Origin of the sequence: Ottowia sp. VDI28 (genome assembly GCF_049532675.1) — a bacterium.
Classification (GTDB): Bacteria; Pseudomonadota; Gammaproteobacteria; order Burkholderiales; family Burkholderiaceae_C; genus Ottowia.
This window is the reverse complement of record NZ_CP149820.1, coordinates 3,557,920-3,576,087: the sequence shown is the minus strand read 5'-3', so window position 1 is coordinate 3,576,087 and position 18,168 is coordinate 3,557,920. Positions and strand designations below refer to the sequence as shown.

15 protein-coding genes and 1 pseudogene are annotated in these 18,168 nt (G+C 61.7%); 7 read left to right on the top strand and 9 right to left on the bottom strand.

The window, feature by feature from the left end:
- Positions 1-50 precede the first annotated feature (50 nt).
- Positions 51-878, top strand: a complete 828-nt coding sequence (locus WJU18_RS16880; protein WP_423454106.1) for a nucleotidyltransferase domain-containing protein — start codon at positions 51-53, stop codon at positions 876-878.
- A 1-nt stretch (position 879) separates the two neighbouring features.
- On the opposite strand, the gene WJU18_RS16875 is transcribed toward WJU18_RS16880, so the two are convergent.
- The 6 genes from WJU18_RS16875 to WJU18_RS16850 form a co-directional block, all read right to left on the bottom strand.
- Positions 880-2,355, bottom strand: a complete 1,476-nt coding sequence (locus tag WJU18_RS16875; protein WP_423454104.1) for an ABC transporter permease — start codon at positions 2,353-2,355, stop codon at positions 880-882.
- A 142-nt stretch (positions 2,356-2,497) separates the two neighbouring features.
- Positions 2,498-2,872, bottom strand: a complete 375-nt coding sequence (locus tag WJU18_RS16870) for a hypothetical protein (protein ID WP_423454102.1) — start codon at positions 2,870-2,872, stop codon at positions 2,498-2,500.
- Between the two features lie 27 nt (positions 2,873-2,899).
- Positions 2,900-4,045 carry a formate dehydrogenase subunit gamma gene (locus tag WJU18_RS16865; protein WP_423454100.1) on the bottom strand — a complete coding sequence of 382 codons (1,146 nt, stop codon included), beginning with the start codon at positions 4,043-4,045 and terminating at the stop codon, positions 2,900-2,902.
- Positions 4,046-4,066: 21 nt separating this feature from the next.
- Positions 4,067-4,315 (bottom strand): hypothetical protein, encoded by a 249-nt coding sequence (locus tag WJU18_RS16860; protein ID WP_423454098.1) that lies wholly within the window; start codon positions 4,313-4,315, stop codon positions 4,067-4,069.
- 83 nt (positions 4,316-4,398) lie between these two features.
- Positions 4,399-4,995, bottom strand: a complete 597-nt coding sequence (gene fdh3B, locus WJU18_RS16855) for a formate dehydrogenase FDH3 subunit beta (RefSeq protein WP_423454096.1) — start codon at positions 4,993-4,995, stop codon at positions 4,399-4,401.
- A gap of 12 nt (positions 4,996-5,007) precedes the next feature.
- The gene (locus tag WJU18_RS16850) at positions 5,008-7,989 is read right to left on the bottom strand and encodes a formate dehydrogenase subunit alpha (RefSeq protein WP_423454094.1); all 2,982 of its coding nucleotides are present in this window, start codon (positions 7,987-7,989) and stop codon (positions 5,008-5,010) included.
- 401 nt (positions 7,990-8,390) lie between these two features.
- Between WJU18_RS16850 and WJU18_RS16845 the strand changes: the two genes are divergently transcribed.
- From WJU18_RS16845 to WJU18_RS16820, 6 genes and pseudogenes are all read left to right on the top strand, one after another.
- Positions 8,391-8,879 carry a DUF3305 domain-containing protein gene (locus WJU18_RS16845; RefSeq protein WP_423454092.1) on the top strand — a complete coding sequence of 163 codons (489 nt, stop codon included), beginning with the start codon at positions 8,391-8,393 and terminating at the stop codon, positions 8,877-8,879.
- A gap of 5 nt (positions 8,880-8,884) precedes the next feature.
- Positions 8,885-9,520, top strand: a complete 636-nt coding sequence (locus WJU18_RS16840; protein ID WP_423454090.1) for a DUF3306 domain-containing protein — start codon at positions 8,885-8,887, stop codon at positions 9,518-9,520.
- A complete protein-coding gene (locus WJU18_RS16835; protein WP_423454088.1) occupies positions 9,426-11,597 on the top strand; it encodes a 4Fe-4S dicluster domain-containing protein in 2,172 nt (723 codons plus the stop codon). Before WJU18_RS16840 ends, WJU18_RS16835 begins: the two co-directional genes overlap by 95 nt.
- A pseudogene (locus WJU18_RS16830) lies at positions 11,594-12,198 on the top strand (TorD/DmsD family molecular chaperone). Before WJU18_RS16835 ends, WJU18_RS16830 begins: the two are co-directional and overlap by 4 nt.
- Positions 12,195-12,749 carry a molybdenum cofactor guanylyltransferase MobA gene (gene mobA / locus WJU18_RS16825; RefSeq protein ID WP_423454086.1) on the top strand — a complete coding sequence of 185 codons (555 nt, stop codon included), beginning with the start codon at positions 12,195-12,197 and terminating at the stop codon, positions 12,747-12,749. Before WJU18_RS16830 ends, mobA begins: the two are co-directional and overlap by 4 nt.
- A 719-nt stretch (positions 12,750-13,468) precedes the next feature.
- On the top strand, positions 13,469-14,518 hold the full coding sequence (locus tag WJU18_RS16820) for an IS110 family transposase (RefSeq protein WP_423454084.1): 1,050 nt from the start codon (positions 13,469-13,471) through the stop codon (positions 14,516-14,518).
- A 701-nt stretch (positions 14,519-15,219) separates the two neighbouring features.
- Here WJU18_RS16820 and WJU18_RS16815 read toward each other — a convergent pair.
- From WJU18_RS16815 to WJU18_RS16805, 3 genes are all read right to left on the bottom strand, one after another.
- The gene (locus WJU18_RS16815) at positions 15,220-15,948 is read right to left on the bottom strand and encodes an alpha/beta hydrolase (RefSeq protein ID WP_423454082.1); all 729 of its coding nucleotides are present in this window, start codon (positions 15,946-15,948) and stop codon (positions 15,220-15,222) included.
- Between the two features lie 76 nt (positions 15,949-16,024).
- Positions 16,025-17,143 carry a substrate-binding domain-containing protein gene (locus WJU18_RS16810; RefSeq protein ID WP_423454080.1) on the bottom strand — a complete coding sequence of 373 codons (1,119 nt, stop codon included), beginning with the start codon at positions 17,141-17,143 and terminating at the stop codon, positions 16,025-16,027.
- A 120-nt stretch (positions 17,144-17,263) separates the two neighbouring features.
- Positions 17,264-18,094 (bottom strand): substrate-binding domain-containing protein, encoded by an 831-nt coding sequence (locus tag WJU18_RS16805; RefSeq protein WP_423454078.1) that lies wholly within the window; start codon positions 18,092-18,094, stop codon positions 17,264-17,266.
- Positions 18,095-18,168 lie beyond the last annotated feature (74 nt).

The following is an 18,168-nucleotide window of genomic DNA, read 5'->3' as shown; positions in this document are numbered from 1 at the left end:
AGCGCTCGGCGCGGCGAGTTCGGGCAGCACGCGGCAGCGACGCAAAGAATATGCAAAACACCAGGATTCCTGACGCCCACGCATCATTTCTTGGCCGCGCGCTTCCCACGCTGCAGGCCGACCGGCGTATCGTCGGTGTTGGCGCGGCGGGCTCCTTCAGCAACGGAAGTATGGATGAGTTCAGCGATCTGGATTTGATCATCGCCCTGGAGCCTGATTCCACGGCCGCCATGATGGCTGAGCGCCGCCGCATCGCTGCGGAGTTGGGGCCTTTGGTGGCCGCTTTCGCGGGCGAGCATGTGGGGGAGCCGCGCCTTCTTATCTGCTTGTATGCTGGCCAGGATGGCCATGTTCCACTTCACGTCGATCTCAAGTTCGTTTCGCTGGCCGATGTGGCGGCCCGTGTCGACGATCCCATGGTGCTTTGGGAGCGCAATGGGCGGCTAAGCCAGGCGTTGAAAATCGGGCAAGCGCGCTATCCCATGCCGGACTTAGCCTGGATTGAGGACCGATTCTGGGTGTGGGTCCACTATGCGGCACTCAAGATCGGCCGCGGTGAGCTGTTCGAAGCAGTGGATTTCCTGGCCTTTCTGCGCGCTCAGGTGCTCGGTCCGCTGGCGCTCATGGAGGCAGGGGCTCAGCCAAACGGTGTGCGCCGGCTGGAGATCGCTGCGCCAGCACGCGCGGCGCAGCTTCAGGAGACGGTGGCGGCGTACGACGCCACGTCTTGTATGCGATGCCTCTACGCTGCCGTGGAACTGTACCGTTCGCTTCGAAGCTCGGTTAGCGCCGGGCAGCCTGCGGTGAATGAAGCGGCAGAGAGTGTGGCGATGGCTTATTTGGCCGGTATCGCCGCGCGCCAGGCCCACTCACGATGAGCTACCAACCGAGCTCGCCCTGCAGAAACTGGGCGGCCTCTGGAGGCAGCTCATTGCTGTCGAAGAACCGTGCCACAGGCAATTGCACAATCAACCGACCTGTTTGCAGGTAAGCCACGCGCGTGGCAAGGCGTTTGGCCTGGCCAAGGTTGTGCGTGCTCATCACGATGGTGACACCGCTGGCCGCAATCTCCTCGATCAACGATTCGATTTCGCTTTTGGCGTTCGGATCCAGGCTGGCAGTGGGTTCGTCCAGAAACAGAATGTCCGGCTGGAGCGCACAGGCACGCGCCAAGCCCAGGCGCTGCTGTTGGCCACCCGAGAGCGTACGCGCCGGCCGGCGGGCATACGGTAGAAGTCCTACGCGTTCCAGGGAGTGGCGGCACAGCTGATGGCGCTCTTGTGCCGGCACACCCGCCAGCCACAAACCGACCCAGATGTTCCTCCACACCGAGAGGCTCAGCATGAAGGGGCGTTGAAACAGCATGGAGGCGCGAGGCAAGCGTTCTTCCGGCTGCAGCCGCAGGCATTCACGGCGGCCTTCACAAGGCAACAAGCCGTGCAGTAGCCGCAGCAGTGTGGTCTTTCCGGAGCCGTTCGCTCCTAGCAGGATAAGCCGCTCACCACGCAATAACGTGAGTGATGTTTCCTCCAGGGCCACCACCTGCCCGAAGCGCACGGTGGCATGTTCGACCACGATCAGGGGTGTTTCAGGCGCAGGTATTTTTGCGGGACGGGCTGCGCGAGGGGGCGAGGGCATGTTGGGCAATGGGTTGTGCCGCGAGCGGGAAGCCAGCCATTGCAACAACCCCATGGCGCCGTTGACCGCGCCCACCACAGCCAGCAGCACGAAACCAAGCGCCAGCGCGAGCGCGAGGTCTCCTTTGCTGGTCTCGAGTGCAATGGTGGTGGTCATCACACGGGTCACGCCCGCGATATTGCCGCCCACGATCATGACAGCGCCTACTTCCGCAATGGCTCTTGCGAAGGCCGTGAGCAGCACGGTGGCTACGCCCATGCGGTCATGCAGCAGCATCAGCAAGGCGACCGTGAGCGGCCTGGCGCCCAAGGACCGCAGCTGATTTCCTCCATCATCCAGCGCCGAGAGCACCAACCGGCGCGACAGCGCCGCGATGAGCGGGGTGACGAGCACGCTTTGCGCCACCACCATGGCCGAGGGTGTGAACAGGATGCCCCATTCGCCGAGCGGCCCGGAGCGCGAGAGCAGCAGGTAGACGAGAAGGCCGACCACCACAGCGGGCAGCGCGAGCAAGGTGTTGACCAACCAGACAATCAGCGCATGGCCGGGAAAGCGCGCCACCGCCAGCCAAGCCCCGAGCAGCAGACCGATGACCGCGCCGACGGCACATGCGGTCGCGCTGACCTGCAGCGAGAGCGCCGTAATGTGCAGCAGTTCGGGGTCCGCGTGCGCGATCAGTTGCCAGGCCAGCGCCCAGCTATCGGTCATGGTGTTCATGGGTGCGCTGCTTTTTACCATGGCCGCAGGCAAGGCCGGGAAGAATCGGGTTTCCCCTCGTAGGGCGTACCCTGCGAGCAAGCCCTAGCGGGCAGGCCCGATCTTGTGTTGACAGAGAAAAGAGGGGTGACTCAGAACGTGTTCAGGGCTTCGCGGCCGAGGCAGCCGGTTGCATAGTGCTGGGGGGCGTGGCTGCGGTGGGTGTCGGCGAGTGCGCACCGGCGGCTTCGATGGGCTTCGATTCCGGTGGGACGTAGCTGAAGGGGCCGGGGTCCGTGCAAGGCGGTGTGGAGGCCGGCTGCAAGGACTTTCCAGCCGCCTGCACCTTTTGAAGGTACGCGGCAGCTATCCGATCCTGGGCTTGGCAGAGTTGGTAGCCGGCTACTTTATCGCCCCAGGCTGCCTTGGCGGCCGCCTCCGCGGCTTTCGCCTTGGCGTCATCAGACAGCGGAGGCAGCTTGGCCATGGCGTTGCCACCGAAGAATGTGAGGGCTATCAGCGCGATCTGGGCTTTCATGGGGGTCTCCATAGCGGGGCAGATGGCTCAGGCTTCGCGGGTCTGCGGCATGGGTTTGGCCGGGGCCGGTTTCCCGGACCGCTGGGCAGGTATCTTGCCGGCCTTGATGTCGTCGTACCACAGCTCATGGTGCTCCTGGGCCCAGCCTTCGCTCACATAGCCTGTGCGCATGGCGCTATAGGCGCCGCGCATGCCGATGGTGCCCAGGTAGATGTGTCCGAAAATGATGCACAGCATCAGCACGGCCGCAATGGCGTGGAACATATGGGCTACTTGCATCTGGCCGCGCGTATAGAGCATGTCCGGGATCAAATGATCCAGCACCAGGCCTGAGGCCACGACAGTCACGCCCAATACCAGGGCGCCCGCCCAGAAGACGCCTTTCTCACCCGCGTTGAAGCGATGCGATGGCACCTCCTTGCCGGAGAACAGGCCGCCGGCCTTCTTGATCCACACCCAATCGGCCGCGCGGGGCAGGTTGTCTTTCAGGAAGGTGATGATGATGACGAGCAGTGAAACCGCAAACAGCGGGCCGACAAAGTTGTGCAGCGTTTTCAGGCCATAGGTGATCAGGCCAAAAAGGGTGTGGCCCATCCACGGCAGCAACAGGAATTTGCCGAAGGCCATGACGATGCCCGAGAGGCCCAGCAGCACGAAGGCGATGGCGTTGAGCCAGTGCGCGGCCCGCTCGAAGGGCGTGAAGCGTTCGATGCGCCGGCCGCCTTCGGGGTGTTCGTGGCCCACGGCACCCCGGGCGGCATAGAAGATGCCCATGGCGACTAACACGATCAGCATGAGCGATCCGCCATAGGGAATGATCACGCGGTTGCGCACTTGGCGCCACGCTTCGCCCGCCGTGGTGTAGTCCGAACCAGGGTACTTCTCGAACTTCTGGATCAGAGTGCCCGTTTCGGTGCCCTGCACGTTGGTAATGCCGGCGACCTCGCCCGAGTGGCGGACTCCGCGCCAGAAGGGCGCGTTGTTGCCTGGTTGCGATTTCGACCGGGCGGCGTTGTTCTCATCCGGCTTGGGTTCGGCAGGGGCCACGAAGCCGGCGGGCGGGCCTTTCGATGCGTCTGCGGCTACAGCGGCCGCGGGCGACTGCGCTTGCGCCCAGGTGCTGGCGAAGGTCAATAAACCTACGGCCAGCCAGCGGGAAAACGCCTTTTTCATGGGGGTGGTCTCCGCGTTGATTTACTGTCCCATGCGCACGAACTCGTTCTGGCCACGATTGCGCTGCTTGATCTGTTCCTCCCAACTGGCCTTGTCGCCAGGCTTCCAGCCAGGGGCATCAAAGGCTTTCTGCACGCTGCCGGTCCATGGTTCCTTGTCCGACGAGCGCGTGCCTATGGTTTGCGGTTTTTCTCCGCAAGCGCCCAGGAAAAGGGCGGTTACGACGATGGCGGCCAGAGACAGACGGGAGGCGTGAGGGCTATTTTTCATCGCTGGGCCGCTCCCAAGATGAAAAAGCGGCCCCCTCGGGGGGCAGCGGACCATGCGGAGCAGGGGAGCGTGGGGGCTATTTTTCATGATTTGCTCGGCTTTCCGTAAGCGGTACCCCAACCCCAGATTTCGCTGCCTTTGCCACGTTGCAGAACCCGGGTGCGGAAAATCTCGGCCAGAACATCGCCGTCGCCGCCGAGCAGGGCTTTGGTGGAGCACATCTCGGCGCAGGCGGGCAGTTTGCCTTCGGAAAGACGGTTGCGGCCGTACTTCTCGTTTTCTGCCGCGCTGCCGTTTTCTTCAGGCCCACCGTTGCAGAAGGTGCATTTGTCCATCTTTCCGCGCTGGCCGAAAGTGCCGTTGCTGGGGAACTGAGGCGCGCCAAAAGGGCAGGCATAGCTGCAGTAGCCGCAGCCGATGCACACATCCTTGTCGTGCAGCACCACGCCTTCTTCGGTGCGGTAGAAGCAGTCGACCGGGCATACGGCCATGCAGGGTGCGTCGCTGCAGTGCATGCAGGCCACCGAGATGCTCTTCTCACCGGGCTGGCCGTCGCCCAGCGTGACCACGCGGCGGCGGTTCACGCCCCAAGGCACATTGTTTTCCGCCTTGCAGGCGGTGACACAGCTGTTGCACTCGATGCAGCGTTCCGAGTCGCAGATGAATTTCATTCGTGCCATATCGGTGTCTCCTTATGCTTTCTCGATCTGGCACACGGTGGTTTTGGTTTCCTGCATCATCGTGACGCTGTCGTAACCATAGGTCGTCGCGGTATTGACGGCTTCGCCCCGCACTACAGGCATGGCGCCCTCCGGGTAGTACTTGGCCAAATCCATGCCACCCCAGCGGCCCGAGAAGTGGAAGGGCAGGAAGACCGTTCCCGCATCTACCCGCTCGGTCACGAGGGCGCGCACTTTCAAGCCCTTGAATTCCGGCACGGCGGCCATGGGAGGCGTCTTCACCCAGACCTGGTCACCGTCGCGGATGCCACGATCATTGGCGGCGCGCGGGTTGATTTCGACGAACATCTCCTGCTGCAGTTCCGCCAGCCACGGATTGGAGCGCGTTTCCTCGCCGCCGCCCTCGTATTCCACCAAACGGCCCGAGGTCATGATCAGCGGGAAGGTCTTGACGATGTCCTTGTTCTTGTCCTGCACCGTCTTGTAGAGGGTGGGCATGCGCCAGAAATTCTTCTTGTCGTCATGCGTCGGGTATTTCTCGACCAGATCAGGCCTCGGGCTGTAGATTGGCTCGCGGTGCTGGGGGATCGGATCAGGGAAGTTCCAGACCACGGCCCGGGCCTTCGCGTTACCGAAAGGGTGGCAGCCATGGTTCTTCATGGTCACACGGATGATGGCGCCTGTTGGGTCGGTCTTCCAATTCTTGCCGTCGGCGGCCTTCTGTTCTGCCTCGCTCAGTTCACCCCACCAGCCCAGCTTCTTGAGCAGGATGTGGTCGAACTCAGGGTAGCCCGTGGTGAGGTCGGCCCCCTTGCTAAACGAACCATCGGCCGCCAGCAGTGAAACACCGTCACGTTCCACACCGAAGTTGGCGCGGAAATTCCCGCCGCCGTCCATGACGTGCTGACTGGTGTCGTACAGGTTGGCCGTGCCCGGGTGCTTCAGTTCAGGTGTACCCCAGCAAGGCCAGGGCAGGCCGAAGTAGTCGCCATCGAGAGAGTAGCCTGTTTCCTTGTCGATGCCGCCCTTGGCACGCAGCGTTTTTACATCGAAGACATTCATGTTGCGCATGTGGGCTTTCAGCCGCTCGGGGCTCTGTCCCGTGTAGCCGATGGTCCAGACGCACTTGTTGACTTCGCGCAGGATGTCTTCAGGCACGGGCTCGTCCATGCCCTTGATCTTCTGCATCTTGTAGTTCTTGACCAGCTCCTTGGCAAAGCCCAGCTTTTCGGCCAGTTGGTACATGATCATGTGATCGCTGCGGCTCTCCCACAGCGGATCGATCACTTTTTCACGCCACTGGATCGAGCGGTTGGATGCCGTGCACGAGCCACTGGTTTCAAACTGCGTGCAGGCCGGCAGCAGATAGACCGCGCGGTTCGGATTGAGATCGCCTGCCTTGCCCGGCATGGCGGCCATGGCCGCGGTCGCACTGGGGAAGGGGTCGACCACCACCAGCAGATCCAGCTTGTCGAGCGCGGTTTTCATCTCCAGGCCGCGCGTCTGGGAGTTGGGTGCATGGCCCCAGAAGAACAGGCCGCGCAGGTTGCTGTCCTGGTCGAGCAGTTCGTTTTTCTCCAGCACACCGTCGATCCAGCGCGACACCGTCATGCCCGGCTTGGTCATCATGCCGGGGGCATACTGCTTCTTGATCCAGTCGAAATCCACGCCCCAGGTGGCGGCGAAGTGTTTGAAGGAACCTTCGGCCAAGCCGTAGTAGCCTGGGAGGGAGTCAGGGTTGGGGCCGATGTCGGTGGCGCCCTGCACGTTGTCGTGGCCGCGGAAGATGTTCGCGCCGCCCCCGGATTTGCCGACATTGCCCAGCGCCAGCTGCAGAATGCACGAGGCACGGACCATGGCGTTGCCAATGCTGTGCTGGGTCTGCCCCATGCACCATACCAGCGTGCTCGGCCGGTTCTCGGCCATGATCTTTGCGACCTTGGAGACAGTGGCTTCGTCCACACCACAGACTTCCTGAACCTTGTCGGGCGTCCATTTGGCCAGCACATCTTCGCGAACTTTGTCCATTCCATAGACGCGGTCCTCGATGTATTTCTTGTCTTCCCAACCGTTCTTGAACACGTGGTAGAGCACGCCGAAGAGGAAGGCGATGTCGGTGCCCGACCGGATGCGCACATACTCATCAGCCTTGGCCGCGGTACGCGTGAAGCGGGGGTCCACCACGATCATCTTGCAGCCGGCCTCTTTGGCATGCAGCATATGCAGCATCGACACCGGGTGCGCCTCGGCGGCGTTGGAGCCGATGTAGAGCGCCGCCTTGGCGTTCTGCATGTCGTTGTAGGAGTTGGTCATCGCTCCATACCCCCAGGTATTAGCGACGCCGGCAACGGTGGTGCTGTGGCAGATGCGGGCCTGGTGATCGGTGTTGTTGCTTCCCCAGAAAGACATCCACTTGCGCAGCAGGTAAGACTGTTCGTTGTTGTGCTTGGAGGAGCCCACCACGAAAATCGAATCGGGCCCGCTGGCCTTCTTCAGTTCCAGCATCTTGGCGCTGACTTCCGACAGGGCCTGGTCCCAGCTGATGCGCTCGTACGTGCCATTGACGAGCTTCATCGGATACTTCAGGCGGAATTCGCCGTGCCCGTGCTCGCGCAGCGCCGCACCCTTGGCGCAGTGCGCGCCCAGATTGATGGGGGAATCGAATACGGGTTCCTGGCGTACCCATACGCCGTTCTCCACCACGGCATCTACCGCGCAGCCCACGGAACAATGGCCGCAGACAGTGCGTTTGACTTCCACTTTGCCCGTGCCATTTCCCGCGGCGGCGGGGTCTGCCGCTTCGGCCTTCTTGACCAGGGATAGCTGGGAAGCCGCGATGCCCGCACCTACACCCAATCCGGAGCGGCGCAGAAATGCCCGCCGGTCGATGGTAGGTACTGCGTGAGAGAGGCCGCGCGAAAGGCTGGCTACCAAGCCGGAGTGCGCGCGCGTGCCAGTAGAAATAGAGGACGTGTTCTTGCGAGTAAGCAGCATGGCGTACTCCCTCTCAGACCTTGGCGGTCCGGTAATAGCGCTGAACGTGCTCCGTTAGCTGATACCCATCGGTGGCAGCGAGAGGTGCTGAGGGTGCGGGAGTCGATTTCTGGATCACTCCCGGAAGTACTGCGGCAACTGTAGCCGCGGCACCTGCAGCACCTGCGCCAGCGAAAATCGTGCGGCGTGAGAGAGCAGGCTGGCGCTTTTCGCGCGAGGGGGTTGGCTTATGCATTGGCTACCTCTTTCGGCGGAATCGTCCGGGTCTCGACAGATATTACTTCAAGAGAATATGCTGTGCACTTTCCTTGTGCATCAATTCAGGGTTAATACCTGTTTTCAACTTTGCTGATAAATTGATTGATAAGAGCTATTTGGCGAGAGGTTTTCCTACAGTGCTCTTGAATGACTCCGATATTCCTGATTTGCGCGCAGCCGTGCGCATAGACCGGTTGCGGCAACCCAGCCGATGGGAGGATTGGCGCTTCAACATCGCTGAAGTCGTTGTCGATGAAGGGGCTTTCGGCACCGAGCGCCGCGTGCTGCGCGATGATGGCCACTGCACGCAGTGGCTGTTTCCCAACCTGCCCGTGACGCTTCATCATGATGAGGCGGAAGGGTATTACCTCAATCTCTCTTCCGGCTCGCCCGTCTGGTTCGTGATGTGGCGAATTGATGACGCCGACCCCTCCTTGGCCTGGCCTGAGATCGTGACCCTGTCCTATAACGAGGCTGGCCGCTGGCTCGATGCCCAGGAGCGGGTTGACAACGTTCCGCTCGATACGGGGGTGCGCGCGGCGCTGCAGGCTTTCGTCGATGCCAACTACCGGCCCGAGCCGAAAAAGCGCAAGCGCCCGGTTTCGTTCATCGCGCCTGAGGATAGGCGCTGACGGCCATGGCGGAAGACAGTCACTTCCTCTCGCGCTGGTCTCAGCGAAAAGCCAAGGCGCGGCAAGGCGCAGCTCCGGCGTCTGAGGAGCTGCCGCGTGATCCGGCAAGGGCCGAAGCGGCATTGCCTGAGACACAGGCGTTAAGCGCCCCTGCCACGGAGCCCGTGGCGCCGGTAGAGCAACCCCCTCTGCCGACGCTCGCCGACGTCGAGGCGCTCACGCACAAGTCGGATTTCGCGCGCTTTGTGGCGCCCGAGGTCAGCGGTGATGTGCGCAACGCCGCGTTGAAGAAGCTGTTCAGTGACCCTCACTTCAATGTCATGGACGGCTTGGATACCTATATAGACGACTACAACAAACCCGATCCGCTGCCCGCAGCGATGCTGAAGAAAATGGCGCACGCCGCGTATCTCGGCCTGGTGGAACCCGAGGCCGAGAAGGCTCCAGAGGCACCTGGATCCAGGCAAGAGCAGGCGCGGGAACAGGCGTCTCAGTCCTCCGATGAAAGTACGGCCGGCAACGTATCGGCCGCGATGAAAGCCCACGATGAAGACCCTGATCTGCGATTGCAATCGCACCATTCCCCTGGACCGCCCGGGCCTGAGCCAAGCTCTGGCCAAGACGCTGGGGGCCAGCGCTGAGGGTGTCGGCGACATCCATTCCGCACTGTGCCGGCGCGAGGCGCCAGCGTTTCAGCGCGCGGCGAAAACGGGGGAAGAGCTGCTGATCGCTTGCACGCAGGAAAGCCGCCTGTTCCTGGAGCTGGCGGAACAGACCGAAGGGTCGCCGTCCTTGGCCGAGCGGCCGATCCACTTCGTCAATCTGCGGGAAACCGGTGGCTGGTCGCGCGATGGCACTGCCGCCACACCCAAGTTGGCGGCATTGATTGCAGCAGCCCAACTGCCGCCTCCAGAGCCGGTGCCCACCGTAAGCTACCGTTCCTCGGGGCGCTGTCTGATCGTCGGGGCGGGCGCGCGTGCCGAAGCCGCTGCTGCTCTGCTGGCAGATAAGCTGGATATCACACTGTTGGCCGAAAGCGGCGAACTGCCGCAGGCGCACGAGCGCGAGGTCATGCGAGGGCGGCTCAAGCGGCTCACGGGCTGGCTGGGCGCTTTCGAGGCGAGCTGGGAAAGCGCCAACCCGATCGATCTGGATCTGTGCACGCGTTGCAATGCCTGCATCGCGGCGTGTCCGGAAGGCGCGATTGACTTCGGCTACCAGATCGACCTTGCCCGCTGCAAATCGCACCGGGATTGCGTGGCCGCCTGCGAAGCTGCCGGTGCGATTGATTTCAATCGGAGTGCCCGTATCGACGAAGGGCGGTTCGAGCTGGTGCTGGATCTTCGGCAGATGCCCGCGTTCACCATGCATCAGCTGCCGCAGGGCTATTTTCACGTACCGGATGACGCCAGGTTGACCAAGGCAGTGCTGGAACTGCGCGAGATGGTGGGAGAGTTCGAGAAGCCCAAGTTCTTCCGCTACGAGCAGCGCCTGTGCGCGCACAGCCGCAACCAGCAAATCGGCTGTAGTGCCTGCATCGACGTTTGCTCGGCTAAGGCCATCCGTTCGGATGCTTCGCTCAAGGGCAAGACCGTCGGCCGAGGACGCGCTTCGGCTGGGGACCTGACCGCAGGTATCGTGGTCGAGCCGCATCTGTGCGTGGGCTGCGGCGCATGCGGCACCGTGTGTCCTACCGGAGCCATGAGCTACGGCTATCCAGGGCCAGCTGATCTGGGCCAACGCGTGCGGACGATGCTCAATGCCTATGCGGCAGCCGGTGGGCGCGATGCGGTGCTGCTGCTACACAGCCAGGAAGAAGGGGCGGATCGCATCAATGCGCTCGGCCGGGCGGCGAGCGCGGGGCGAGCACATGGCGTGCCCGCGCGGGTGTTGCCGCTGGCGCTCTGGCACAGCGCCAGCGTGGGCCTGGATGTCTGGCTTGGCGCCTTCGCGCAAGGCGCGAACCAGGTCTGGGTGCTGACTGGTGAAGCCGAAGCGCCGGAGTATTTGCAGGCTCTCTCCGAACAGATGGCCCAGGCGCAGGCGATCGTGCGTGGACTGGGGTACGCGGGTGAGCATTTCCGCCTGATCACAGCCTCCAGCACGAACGAACTCGATTCCGCCCTGCGCGTGCCTGCCGCCCAGGGTGTGGCCCAAGCAGCAACCTTCGCCATTCAGCGGGACAAGCGAGGAACGCTTGAACTGGCTTTGGCGCACTTGCTGGAGCAAATGCCGCGGAACTCCGCCATCACCGACGCCATTGTCTTGCCCAAGGCCGGTGCGCTTTATGGGACCCTGCGGGTCGATAGCAGCAAATGCACCTTGTGTCTATCCTGTGTGGGCGCATGTCCATCCAAGGCCCTTGCCGACAACGCTGAGCAGCCGCAGCTCAAGTTCATCGAGAAAAACTGTGTGCAATGCGGACTCTGTGAAACCACGTGCCCTGAGGATGCGATCCAGCTTGAGCCCCGCTTGCTGTTGGCCGATGGTGGCCGCGAGCGCAGCCGCTCACGCATACTGAATGAGGCGCAGCCTTTCCATTGCGTGCGCTGCGCCAAGCCTTTTGGCACGCTGCTCGCCATAGAGACCATGATCACCCGCTTGGCCGGCCACGCGGCATTCCAGGGCGCGGCGGCAGAGAGATTGAAGATGTGTGCTGACTGCCGCGTCATCGATATGTATTCGAATCCCCACGAACAACGCATCACCGATCTGTGAAAAACGAAGTTTTCAGCGAAGAGATTGCCCGGGCCGAACTCTACGGTCTGCTGGCTCGCCTTTGGTTGGCGCCGCCTGATGCCGATTTGCTCGGTCAATTCCGTGTGGCGGTCACGCAGGCGCCGGAGGCCGGCGGGTTTCTGGAGGCACCGTGGCAGGCGCTGGTCTCGCGCATGCGCGAAGCCACACCGGAGTCGGCCACGGCCGAATTCGCGGCCTTGTTCCAGGGGGTTGGCAAGCCCGAGGTCTTTCCTTACGCATCCTTTTTCTGGCCGGCTTCGTGAACGAAAAGCCGTTGGCGGCGCTGCGCACCGACCTGGCCGCCTTGGGTTTGACTCGCGATACGGCCCAACTGGAGACCGAGGACCATATCTCCTATGTGTTCGAGGTCATGCGGTACCTGATCGCTGGCGAAGATGCGGGCATATCCAACCTGGAGCAGCAGCGCCGGTTCTTTCGGGTCCACGTGCAGCCGTGGATTGGGCCTCTGTGCCAGGCCGTTGAGGATCAACCCGCCGCCGATCTGTGGAAAGCCATTGCCGCGATGACGTTGGCTTTCGTGCAGGTGGAAACACAGGCTTTCGACTTGCTGGAAGCATGAGCATTTCACGCGAAGACATCACGGGGCTCGTGCTCGCGGGGGGCCCCGGCACCCGAAAGGGTGGGGCGGACAGGGGCTTGCAGAATCACCATGGCATCCCGTTGGCATTGCACGCGCTGCTGCGCGTGCAGCCTCAGGTGGGCGCCACCATGATCAGCGCCAACCGCAACCTTTCGGCCTATGAGTCCATGGGCGTGCCCGTATGGCCGGATTCCATCGAAGGGTACATCGGGCCGCTGGCGGGTTTGCTGACAGGGCTCGAGCACGCCGAAACCGCCTGGTTGGTCACCGTACCTTGCGATGCCCCCGGGTTTCCTGACGATCTGGTTGAACGTTTGGCACAGGCTGCGGCCGCGCAGGGAGCAGATATCGCGGTCGCCGCGGTGAACGACCATGGCCAACTGCTTGCGCGGCCTGCGTTTTGCCTCTTGCACATGGAGCTTATCGAAAGCCTTGTCGCCTTCCTGCATGCGGGCGGGCGTGAGTTTGATCAATGGGCCTCGCAGCATCGCACGGTCCTGGTTCCGTTCGAAGAGAGCGCTGCGTTTTAGGACGTGTTTATGATCTTTTTGCAGAATGCCTTTTGGCTTCCTATAAAGCCGTTTGGACTGAACACGTATTTACCCCAAAAGAGGTTCACTGCTCTGGTAGGGTGGGCATTCATGCCCACGCAGAGTTTTGCTCCCTCTCCCCCTGGGAGAGGGTTGGGGTGAGGGCTTTCACTGTCGGTTGATCTGAACGGTCTTCTGCTTCCTAATGGCCTTCTGTAGTTTGATCTGCGGTCGGAGGCCGGGATTGCCCCCGGCGGTGCAGTTACCTTCTTTTGCGTCGCCAAAAGAAGGTAACCCAAGAAAAGGCGACCCCACTTGCCGTGTCCCTTCGCTACGCTGCGGGCAACTTACGGTGCTCAATCGAGGGGTGGTGCCGTCGAACTCGCTATGTTCACTTCGTTCACGTCGCTCAAACAACGCCGGCAAGTCAGAGCACGAAGCAAGGGCATCTTGCAGTGCCCTTGCCCACCCCTCGCTCTGCGCTCCTCGGCACGCCCAGAGGGGACCCGCGGCTCGGGCCATCGCTTCACTCGGCCCGCGAATCAACGGGCTTCGCTGTCTTACTCCTTCCCCCACTGATAGGTATCTACACATCTTTGGACTTCATCACCGTCATTCCCGCCTAGGCGAATACGAGGGGACTTCCCACTTACCAGGAACGGCGTCGAAGCGCCAAGATTGAGGTGCGAACGTCAATCTAAAGAGTAAGGAGAAGTCCCATGAGTGAGATTACACGAGTTGGAGTGGATCTGGCCAAGAACTTGATTCAAGTGCATGCGGTGGATGCTCAGGCAGGTGTGTTGGTGCGCCGAGCGCTAGCGCGGCGAGGTTTCCTGCCCTGGTGCGCGAAGTTGCCTGCCGGTTGTTTGGTGGTGATGGAGGCGTGTACTGGAGCGCATCACTGGGCACGCCGGCTCAGCCAGCTTGGTTTGCAGGTGCGCCTGATCGCGCCTCATCTAGTGGCGCCATACCGTTTGCAGGGCAAGAAAGGCAAGAATGACGCCAATGATGCTGCGGCGGTGTGCGAGGCTGCCAGCCGCCCGCAAATGCACTTTGTGCCGATCAAGACGACCGAGCAGCAAGCGATCCTGGGTGTACACACCCTGCGTCAAGGCTGGGAGAAAGACAGAACTGCGTGCATCAACCGTATTCGTGCACTGCTGGCCGAGTTTGGTCTGGTGTGTCCTGAAGGGGTGGGCAAGCTCAAGGAGCAGCTGACCCAGCTCAACGAGGATGCCAGCAACGAGATGCCCGCGCTGGTGAGATTAAGCATTGAGCGACTGCAAATGCAGTGGCGCCAGCTTGATCAGGACATTGGCTGGTGCGAGCAGCGCATTGCACAACACATCAAGCAAGACAGTCGAGCTCAGCAGGCTCAGCAGCTACTGGGTATTGGGCCTATAGGCGCTTCGGCGCTCGTGGCCAGCGTGGCCGACTTCAGTCAGTTCAAAACGGCTGCGCAGTTTGCTGCCTGGCTGGGGTTGACACCCTCGCAGCACTCCAGCGGTGGCAAGAGCCGCCTTGGCGGCATTACCAAGCAGGGAGATACGTATTTGCGGATGCTGCTGGTGCAGGGCGCCAAATCGGCCATTCACTGCAGCAAGCCACGCCAGGAGCGAGTGTGGCTGTGGGCGCAGCAGTTGCGTGAGCGCATGGGCTGGCAAAAGGCGGCTGTCGCGCTGGCAGCCAAGAACGCCCGCATTCTATGGGCGATGTTCACGCGAGGCCAGCCATTTGTGGCCAATCATGTGAGCGTCAAACCGACGTAGAAGTAGATCGACACATGTTTCGTTTATCAAAAAAATGATGTTTCAACAGGACGGCACTTCGCAGATCAATTGAACAGGTTAGACCGGCAGCGGATAAGCTCGATGGATTCCAGGTGGCCTGTTCAGGCCACGAAAGGCGAATGGGAGCCTCCGCTGAGCGGCTCGTATCTGGGTCCGACACCAAGCTCTTCGTAGCTCGTCAACAAGACCGTCAGTAGGTAGGCCGTCTTTCTTCGTTCAGTTCAGTGTCCTTGCAGTCAGCTCCGTAATAAACAACTAAACCATCAGAACCATCAGAAATAACAACCATATTCGCTTGACAACGTGGGATGCCCCAGTAGGAATCCAGGGATAAGAAGCGCGGATACCCAACATGGTTTGCAGTGGGATTGGCAGAATTGGGATGCAAAGCGAGTGCTTTTGCTGGCGTAGCGCCACGTAACCCTGGATTCCCGCCTGCGCGGGAATGACGGTGAAAGATTTGCCGCCATTCAAACCATAAACGCCTTAGAACGTGTTTGCGATCTCATCGCGAGGGCGGTTGTGTTCGAAAAGCTGTGGCTGCAAGGCAAAAAACGCAGGGATACCTTGTGGTATCACGAGTATTTTTAACGCCGCAGACGCAGTTTTTGCGGGTGCCGTGCAACGGGCGCAACGGACCCGCGAGGAGATCGTAAACACGTTCTTAAGGCCAAACAAGCTCAATCGCGGCCGGCGCGCCCAATGGCATCGGCCAGCACAGCCGGATTGCTGAACCACATCTCGTGGCTACCATCACATTCGACCAACCGGAAAAGCCCCAGCCGTTCCGACAGGCGAGGGTGCCAGGGCAGGCCGTGCGGCATGGCGGTATCCTGCCGGCAGTTCACGTAGGATTTACCCACGGCCAGTTCAGCCAGCGGTTTCTGTATGCCCGTGGCCTCCGTAAAGGTTCGATAGGGGTGCGGATTGAGCTGCTCGTAGCTGCTCCGTGCCAGCGCCATATCAGCGTCGTTGATGAAGGCCTCGCGCCAGATCTCGAACGGTAAGACAACGGCGTTGTTCTGGGCTTTGGCGACGGCATCGAACAACGTCACATAGTGGGGTGGCACCAAATCGTTGAGGCACTGGCCTGGCAGCGGTACGAAAGCGTTGACGTAGACCAACCGGCGGATACGCGGCAGAGCGCGCTCGGCGGCACCTGAAATCACCATGCCGCCATAGCTGTGGCCCACAAGCCGCACCTCGCGCAGATCCTGCGCTTCAAGGAAAGCCACCAGTGAATCGACCGCATCGCCGAGGCCTATCTGGCTACGGTCGTCATGGGGCCGGTTGCCAGCCAGCGTGGGACAGTGGACGACATGGCCCGCTTGCCGCAGATGCTGAGCTACCGCTTCCATTTCAGCGCCGGTGTGCCAGGCGCCATGTACAAGGACGTAGGTATCGGGCATGTGTGTCTCCAGATTTGTTGTTGCGAAAGTCTACCCTGGCAAGCAGGGGACCATATAGAGATATAGAGCGAGAGCGTCAATGCTTTGGCTTGGCGAAGTGCCACCACGGCAGTGTTCGCGTGAGTGAAAGCACCTTGCCTGATCGCGCGGGACCGTAGCCTGGCAGGCGTGCCAGGGCTTCTGCCCAGGCGGGGGATGCCAGGCGCTCGCGCAAGGCGCGTAGCGGGGGCGTCTCCAAATCTTCCTTCAGGCACACCAGAAAGTAGTTTTCGTCCACGAGCGGTGAGAACGAGAGGCCGGCTTCGACGGCCGCTGCTTCGATGCCGATTCCCACGTCGGCCGCGCCTGAGGCAATGGCTGCCGCCACGGCGACATGCGTGTTTTCAATACAGGTGGTGTAGCCTGGTACCTTCCCCGGGCGAAGATTGGCTTGCTCAAGCAGATGGTCGGTCAGCAGGCGCGTGCCTGACTCCGGCTGCCGCGAGACAAAACGCCAGCGGCCGGTGCGCAGTGCTGCGATGCTGTCGGGCCGGGTTTCACCCTGGCGCCAGAGCCAGCCCTGCCGCCGCCAGTGGCTGCCAATGAGCTTGTGCGTTCCAGGCTGCAGAAGCGGTTTGAAAGCGCGGGCCATCACGCTGTCGGATGAGGCGTCTTGCGCCACGTGGAAGCCGGCGACACGGCAGCGGCCATCATTGAGCGCGCGCAAGGCCTCCTGGCTGCCCGCGAAGCGCAGGCCGATATGGAGCCCGTCGCACTCTTCCGCGAGGGTCTGCAGCTTGGGCAGGCCGAGGTCATGGCTGGCGAATATTTCCAGTACCTGCAGCGTGGCATCGTCCGCCAGTGCGAACACGCGAGCCAGTTCGGCGCGCAGAGCCTCCACATGCGGAGTCATGCGGACCCGCGCCTGGCGTTCGGCCCACATCAGGCGCTGGGCGAAAGGCGTCAACCTGGCGCGCCGGCCTTGCTCCCATTGAACAAGCGGGGCACCAAGTATTTCTTCCCAGTGCTTGAGAGAGCTCCATGCGTGCCGGTACGAGACCTGCTGCGCGCGCGCAGCCGCGCTGATGGAGCCGTGGGCCTCCAGTGCGGAAAGGAGATCGAAGAGAGGGTTTTCGATCTCGGCGCCCCGCTGATCGGCAGGCTCGGCCGACTCGAAGGTATAGCGTAGATGGATGCCACGGCGGACAGTAGACATGGATCAGGGGCGTTCACTCAAATCATGCATGAGTGAGTTTAGTGTGAACACGCCCTCGTGGAGTGCCCCTGGATGAATGTTGAAGTGGCCTCGTCGCGATCCTTTTTTCAGGCGGACCCCTTACTTGTTGGCGTTCGGGAAGAAAAGCTGCTCGCCGCCAATCTTGTAGGAGGCGATGACGTCCTGGCCAGCACGTGAAACGACCCAGTCGGAGAACGCTTGCGCAAAATCCTTCTTCACATGAGGATGCTTGGCCGGATTCACCACGATCACGCCATATTGGTTGAAAAGCTGCTTGTCTCCCTCGACCAGAATGCCCAGGTCCGCGCGGTTCTTGAAGTTGAGCCAGGTGCCGCGGTCAGAGAGCACATAGGCGTTGCTCGATGCCGCGATGTTGAGGGCCTGTCCCATGCCGCAGCCGCACTCCTTGTAGCCAGCGGGCTTGGCGGCTGCGAGATCGATGCCCGCCAACTTCCATTGGCGCAGTTCGGCTGAGTGAGTGCCGCTCTTGTCGCCACGTGACACAAAGCCCGCGCCCGTATCGTTCAGCTTCTTCAGCGCTGCCGCGATGTTGTTGCCGCGTACACCGGCTGGGTCGTTCTTGGGGCCAATCAACACGAAGTCGTTGTACATGACAGGCCTGCGCTCCAGCCCGAACCCTTCGGCCACGAATTTTTCCTCGGCTGGCTGATCGTGCACGAAGAGAATGTCGGCGTCTCCGCGCCTGGCCATGTCGAGCGCCTGGCCCGTGCCCACGGCCACCACCCGCACACTGATACCCGTGGCCTGCGTGAACTGGGGCAGGAGATGCTTGAACAGGCCTGATTGTTCAGTCGATGTGGTTGAGGCCATCATGATGAACTTGTCCTGCGCATGAGCGGTGGGCACAAGCAGCGTGGCGGCCACGAGGGCAGGGAGAGCGAGGAGGGCGAGGCGTTTGCGCAGAATCATTGTTGTGGGGCCTTGAGAGAGAAAAGGTGAAACGATTCTGAATGATTCACCTCGAATGCACCATATGACCTGAA

What these genes read in the sequence shown, in the direction of transcription:
- WJU18_RS16810 (WP_423454080.1), bottom strand. Translation starts at nt 17,143, where the DNA reads ATGTCTACTGTCCGCCGTGGCATCCATCTACGCTATACCTTCGAGTCG.
- WJU18_RS16850 (WP_423454094.1), bottom strand. Translation starts at nt 7,989, where the DNA reads ATGCTGCTTACTCGCAAGAACACGTCCTCTATTTCTACTGGCACGCGC.
- WJU18_RS16860 (WP_423454098.1), bottom strand. Translation starts at nt 4,315, where the DNA reads ATGAAAAATAGCCCTCACGCCTCCCGTCTGTCTCTGGCCGCCATCGTC.
- WJU18_RS16865 (WP_423454100.1), bottom strand. Translation starts at nt 4,045, where the DNA reads ATGAAAAAGGCGTTTTCCCGCTGGCTGGCCGTAGGTTTATTGACCTTC.
- WJU18_RS16815 (WP_423454082.1), bottom strand. Translation starts at nt 15,948, where the DNA reads ATGCCCGATACCTACGTCCTTGTACATGGCGCCTGGCACACCGGCGCT.
- WJU18_RS16835 (WP_423454088.1), top strand. Translation starts at nt 9,426, where the DNA reads ATGAAGACCCTGATCTGCGATTGCAATCGCACCATTCCCCTGGACCGC.
- WJU18_RS16870 (WP_423454102.1), bottom strand. Translation starts at nt 2,872, where the DNA reads ATGAAAGCCCAGATCGCGCTGATAGCCCTCACATTCTTCGGTGGCAAC.
- WJU18_RS16840 (WP_423454090.1), top strand. Translation starts at nt 8,885, where the DNA reads ATGGCGGAAGACAGTCACTTCCTCTCGCGCTGGTCTCAGCGAAAAGCC.
- WJU18_RS16875 (WP_423454104.1), bottom strand. Translation starts at nt 2,355, where the DNA reads ATGAACACCATGACCGATAGCTGGGCGCTGGCCTGGCAACTGATCGCG.
- fdh3B (WP_423454096.1), bottom strand. Translation starts at nt 4,995, where the DNA reads ATGGCACGAATGAAATTCATCTGCGACTCGGAACGCTGCATCGAGTGC.
- mobA (WP_423454086.1), top strand. Translation starts at nt 12,195, where the DNA reads ATGAGCATTTCACGCGAAGACATCACGGGGCTCGTGCTCGCGGGGGGC.
- WJU18_RS16805 (WP_423454078.1), bottom strand. Translation starts at nt 18,094, where the DNA reads ATGATTCTGCGCAAACGCCTCGCCCTCCTCGCTCTCCCTGCCCTCGTG.
- WJU18_RS16820 (WP_423454084.1), top strand. Translation starts at nt 13,469, where the DNA reads ATGAGTGAGATTACACGAGTTGGAGTGGATCTGGCCAAGAACTTGATT.
- WJU18_RS16880 (WP_423454106.1), top strand. Translation starts at nt 51, where the DNA reads ATGCAAAACACCAGGATTCCTGACGCCCACGCATCATTTCTTGGCCGC.